This window comes from Bradyrhizobium sp. (assembly GCF_050014615.1).
In the GTDB taxonomy this organism is placed as follows: Bacteria; Pseudomonadota; Alphaproteobacteria; order Rhizobiales; family Xanthobacteraceae; genus Bradyrhizobium.
Genome location: NZ_JBEKCZ010000284.1, coordinates 1 through 5,281 on the forward strand (window position 1 = coordinate 1; position 5,281 = coordinate 5,281).

Annotated in this window: 2 protein-coding genes; both read left to right on the top strand. The window is 60.9% G+C overall.

The annotated features are described in order from the left end of the window. The first annotated feature begins 1,273 nt into the window (after positions 1 to 1,273). Positions 1,274 to 2,746, top strand: a complete 1,473-nt coding sequence (locus ABR948_RS27965) for a sensor histidine kinase (protein WP_428124287.1) — start codon at positions 1,274 to 1,276, stop codon at positions 2,744 to 2,746. After that, positions 2,743 to 5,281 (top strand): bifunctional [glutamine synthetase] adenylyltransferase/[glutamine synthetase]-adenylyl-L-tyrosine phosphorylase (locus ABR948_RS27970; protein WP_428124289.1); only part of this gene is annotated, 2,539 nt, incomplete at its 3' end. The genes ABR948_RS27965 and ABR948_RS27970, both read left to right, overlap by 4 nt.

Here is a 5,281-nt window from a genome sequence, read left to right on the forward strand (position 1 = left end):
CCTTACCGGTAGCGCACATTGCCTTACCGGTAGCGCACATTGTAGTTGCGCGTTACTTTTGTCTAAATTAAGCGTTACTAAACTCGAAATAACCGTTACTTTTCCCCGAATTTGGCGTTACAGTTCGGTGATAAAGCGTTACTTTTTTCCAATAAACCGTTACAAAATTCAAAATAAGCGTTACACGATTTTGAGAATTTTGAAATCCTTCAAAGGCTTGGCCAAAATCCTTCGAAAGTCGAAATCCAATTAAGCGTTACATCCTCTGGAGAGACAATTGAGGGGTCGCCATTTCGCGTGATGGCATTGGCCTTAGCGTTCGATGAAATCTCGAGCGAATTTGACCGTCTACGAAATCCAATCGACATTGTAATCGGTCACTCCCGGGCCGTCGGAATGCCACTTCCAGCAAGCGAACGATCCGATGCATGGCCGCTTGGTCGAAACAGATGCCTCTGGGCGGTGGTGGCCCGGCGGGACAGCGTTTTCAGCTTCGAAAAAACTCAATTTTGCGATCTCAAGAATTCGTTGACGGACAAAAAGCTGGGTTTGAAAGCGTCCTTTCGAGGGACCGAAGGATCGAGCAATGTCGGAAATCGTGTAACGCTTAATTGAGAGAAAAGTAACGCTTTATTGGAGATTCAGACGGGTCGAAAACTTACAAAAAAATTTTCGAATTAAGCGTTACAAAAGTAAAATTAAACGTTTCTTTTTGGGGTATGTAACGGGGGGCCTTCGCAAAAGTGCTGCCGCCTCTGATTTTGGAAAGCGTGTTCAAAAAAGCGTCTAAAATCGTGCGCCGGAAACGCATCCAGCGGCGGCGGCTGCGGCGCGACAATGGCTCACCCAGCGCAACTTGGCGAACGAACCTACGAAGCCAACGACCCGAAAAAAACTGCCGAGCGTGCTTGCCATCGAGATCGGTGAAGCGGTAGGCCCATACGCGCTCCCAATTGTCGTGAACGATCAGATAAAGACCATTCTGGTCGGCGTGCGCGCCAGGTTTCTGAGATTTAACTTGGCTCGGGTTGAGGGGGCATTTTAGGCTATTATGGCCCGTTTTGACAGGTATCTTGATGCGGTAATACGCGTGAGCCCCAAGGGTTTATCGCCACACGGATGTCTTTCAACGACGAAAAGCAACGTATTACCAGGTTTTGTGCCTGTAGCGGGTCGCACCATCGGGTAACAGGAAATGCCATGTTTATTGGACTTCTCGAAGGAGACAGCGTCGCATGACACCGCTTAACAGCCTTCGAACCCATAATGATCCGTGACGGCATTCGGTAAGCTGATCCGAACCACGGCGTTTCGATTGACGCTGGTATATCTGTTTTTGTTCGCGCTGTTTGCCGCATCGCTGCTGGGCTATTTCGCCTGGAACACGCGCCGGCTGATCACCGAACAGATCACCACCACCGTGAACGCGGAAACCGGCGAGGTCAGCGATATTTTCGGGCGGCGCGGACTGCGCGGCCTGGTCAACACGATCGAGAACCGGGCGTTGCGGCCGGGTGCCAACCTCTACCTCGTGACCACCCCGGCGGGGCAGGCCATCGCCGGCAATGTCGGCTCGCTGGCGCCGGGCGTGATGGCGACGATCGGGTGGTCGGAGACCGCCTATCGGCGGCTCGATGAGCAGGACACCGCGGATCATCACGCGCTGGTGCGGGTCACCGAACTCTCCAGCGGCTTTCGGCTGTTGATCGGGCGCGATCTCGAGGAACGCCGGCGGCTGTTCGGGATTGTCGCGAATGCCGCGCAGTGGTCGGTATTGATCGTGGTGGTGCTTGGTCTTGGCGGCGGCATCTTCGTGGCGCGGCGGGTATTGCGGCGCATCGATGCCATGACCGGAACCACCCAGCGCATCATGGCCGGCGATCTCAGCGGGCGGCTGCCGGTCGGACGCAGCGGCGATGAACTCGATCGTCTGGCGGAAAATCTCAACGCCATGCTGGAGCGGATCGAAGCCCTCATGATGGGGCTGAAGGAAGTTTCCGACAACATCGCCCACGATCTCAAGACGCCGCTGACGCGGTTGCGCAATCGCGCCGAAGAGGCACTGGCGAAGTCCGGCAGTGAAGCCGAATACCGCAACGCTTTGGAACGGACCATCGAGGAATCCGACGGCTTGATTCGGACCTTCAATGCGCTGTTGATGATCGCGCGTGCCGAGTCCGGGCAGGCGCGCGGCAATATGGACGACTTTGACGCCGCCGACGTCGCCAATGGTATTCACGAACTTTACGAGCCGCTCGCGGAAGACGATGGCATGACCCTGCATGTCAGGACCGAATCCACGCCGCTTCACGGCAATCGCGAGTTGATCAGCCAGGCGCTGGCCAATCTCGTCGAGAACGCCATCAAATACGGCAAGCCGCTTGCAGCGGCCCAACCGCTCGGCGCCGACGCGGTCGCGGCTGCGTCCAGCAAGGAAATCCTGATCGAGGCCCGGCGCGCTGGCGATCAGGTGCTGCTCAGTGTCACCGATCACGGGCCGGGGATTCCGCAAGCCGATCGCAAACATGCGGTGGAACGATTTGTGCGGCTGGAGGCGAGCCGCACGCAGCCCGGGTCCGGGCTTGGATTGAGCCTGGCGTCGGCGGTGGCGACGCTGCATGGCGGCGAACTCAGGCTTGGTGACGCGCATCCCGGACTCACCGCAACTTTGGCCATCCCGGCGCTGTCGGGTGTCGGTGACGGGCTTGCGGCTCAAACGCATGATGTGCCACAGAAGGTGGCATGAATTCATCCGCGAAGGCCGCACTCGCCGCGCGGTTCGTGGACGGACCGCATCTGTCCGATCCCGATAAAGCCGAGCAGCGACTGACGGACTGGCTGACCGGCCTTGCAGCGGAGCAGGCGGCGGCGATCGATGATCTCATCGTCCGACTTCCCCTCGTCAAAACCATTTTGCTGGGCATCGCCGAAGCCTCGCCCTATCTTTTCGATCTCGTTCGCGCCGACAGCGCGCGCGCGATCAGGCTGCTCGAATGCGAGCCGGAACGATATCTGGCGCACCTGATCGACAACACCCGCCGCGAGGTGCTGCAGGCACCAGGCGAAGCCGACGTGATGCAATGGCTCCGTCGCATGAAGTCGGAAGCCGCGCTCTTGATCGCGCTGTGTGACATCGGCGGCGTCTGGCCGGTGATGCAGGTCACGGCGGCGCTGACCGATCTTGCGGTCGCCTCGGTGCAATCGGCGCTGCGCTTCTTGCTGCAGCAGGAAGCGGCGCGCGGGAGAATGTCGCCGCCGAACCCGGACCGTCCCGAGGATGATAGCGGTCTGGTCGTGCTGGCGATGGGCAAGATGGGGGCCGGCGAGCTGAATTATTCCAGCGACATCGATCTGATCGTATTCTTCGAGGCCGATGCGCCGACGCTGGCGCCCGATATCGAGCCGCAGCCGTTCTTTGTGCGGCTGACGCAGGGCTTGTCCCGGATCCTGCAGCAACGCAGCGGCGACGGCTATGTGTTCCGGGTCGATCTGCGGCTGCGTCCGGATCCCGCCTCGACGCCGGTGGCGCTCTCGACCGCTTCGGCGCTGCATTATTACGAGCGGGAAGGGCGGACCTGGGAACGCGCGGCCATGATCAAGGCGCGCGCCTGCGCCGGCGACTCCAGGGCGGGCGAGGCGCTGGTCGCGGAAATCGCGCCCTTTGTCTGGCGCAAGCATCTGGATTTCGCAGCGTTGGCCGACGTGCATGACATGAAGCGGCAGATGCAGACCTTTCGCGGGCAAAGCGAAATCGCGATCGAGGGCCACAATGTCAAGATCGGGCGCGGCGGCATCCGCGAAATCGAGTTTTTCGCGCAGACCCAGCAGCTGATCGCCGGCGGCCGGCACCCCGAATTGCGGGTGCGCCCGACCCTGGAAGCGTTGAACGTACTGGCGTCCAGCCACTGGATTACCTTCGAGGCGCGCGACCAGCTCACCGCTGCTTATGAATTTCTGCGGCGGGTCGAGCACCGGCTGCAGATGATAGCGGATGAGCAGACCCATGCGCTGCCGGACGATAGCGAGGCCGTGGAGCGCTTTGCCCGATTTTTCGGTTACGACAGCCGAGCCGCGTTCGCCGGCGACCTGTTTGGCCATCTCAACGTCGTGCAGGGGCATTATGGCAAGCTGTTCGAGGGCGACCCGGCCGGTACCGCCCGATTGCCGGCGGTGGATTACGCGGCCGGTCCGGACGACCCCCGCGTGATCGAACACCTGACCTCGCTCGGTTTCAAGAAGCCGATCACGGCGGCGCAGACGGTGCAGCAATGGCTGGCCGGCGATTATCGCGTATTCCGGATGGAATCGACGCGCAACGCATTCGTCGAATTCGTTCCCGCCTTGATTGCCGGCCTGGCGGATGCCGAGGAGCCCGACAACGCGGTGGCGGCCTTCGACCATTTCCTGCGGGCGCTGCAGCGTGGCGGGCGGCTGATCCTGCTGCTCAGCCAGAACCGCGACCTCGTCGCCCTGGTGGCGCTGATCCTCGGCGCCGCGCCGCGTCTTGGCGACATGCTGGCGCGGCGGCCGCAGATCATGGACGGGCTGATCGATCCGCGCTTCTTTGGCGCGATGCCGGACCAGCGCGAATTGTCCGCGCGTCTTGCGGCCACCTTGGTGGACGCCAATTCCTACGAGGAATTTCTCGACCGGCTGCGATTGTTCGGCAAGGAAAGCCTGTTCCTGATCGGCACCCGTATCCTGTCCGGCACGGTCTCCGCCCAGCAAGCCAGTGTCGCTTTCGCCGACGTCGCCGAGGGCATTGTCGATACCGTGCATGGCCTGGTGACCGATCAATTCGCGGTCCAGCACGGCCGGATCAAGGGGCAGGAGACCGCGATCCTCGCGATGGGCAGGCTGGGCAGCCGTGAGATGACCGCCGCGTCCGATCTCGATCTGATCCTGCTCTATGAGTTCGATCCTGAGTATCCGGATTCCGATGGCGCGCGATCCCTCCATGGCGCGCATTATTTCGCGCGCTTCACCCAGCGGCTGATCAGCGCGTTTACGACGCGGACCAATCACGGCGTGCTCTACGAAGTGGATATGCGGTTGCGGCCCTCCGGCCGGGCCGGCCCGGTGGCTTCGCATCTGAGTTCGTTCGCCGAATATCAGGATCGGGAAGCCTGGACCTGGGAGCATATGGCATTGACCCGGGCCCGGGTGATTTCATCGTCGCCGGATTTTCGCGGCAAAATCGAAAATATCATTCGCGACGTGCTGACGCGGCCGCGTGACGCCGCCGGCGTTGCCACCGATGTCGCCGACATGCGCCGCGCCG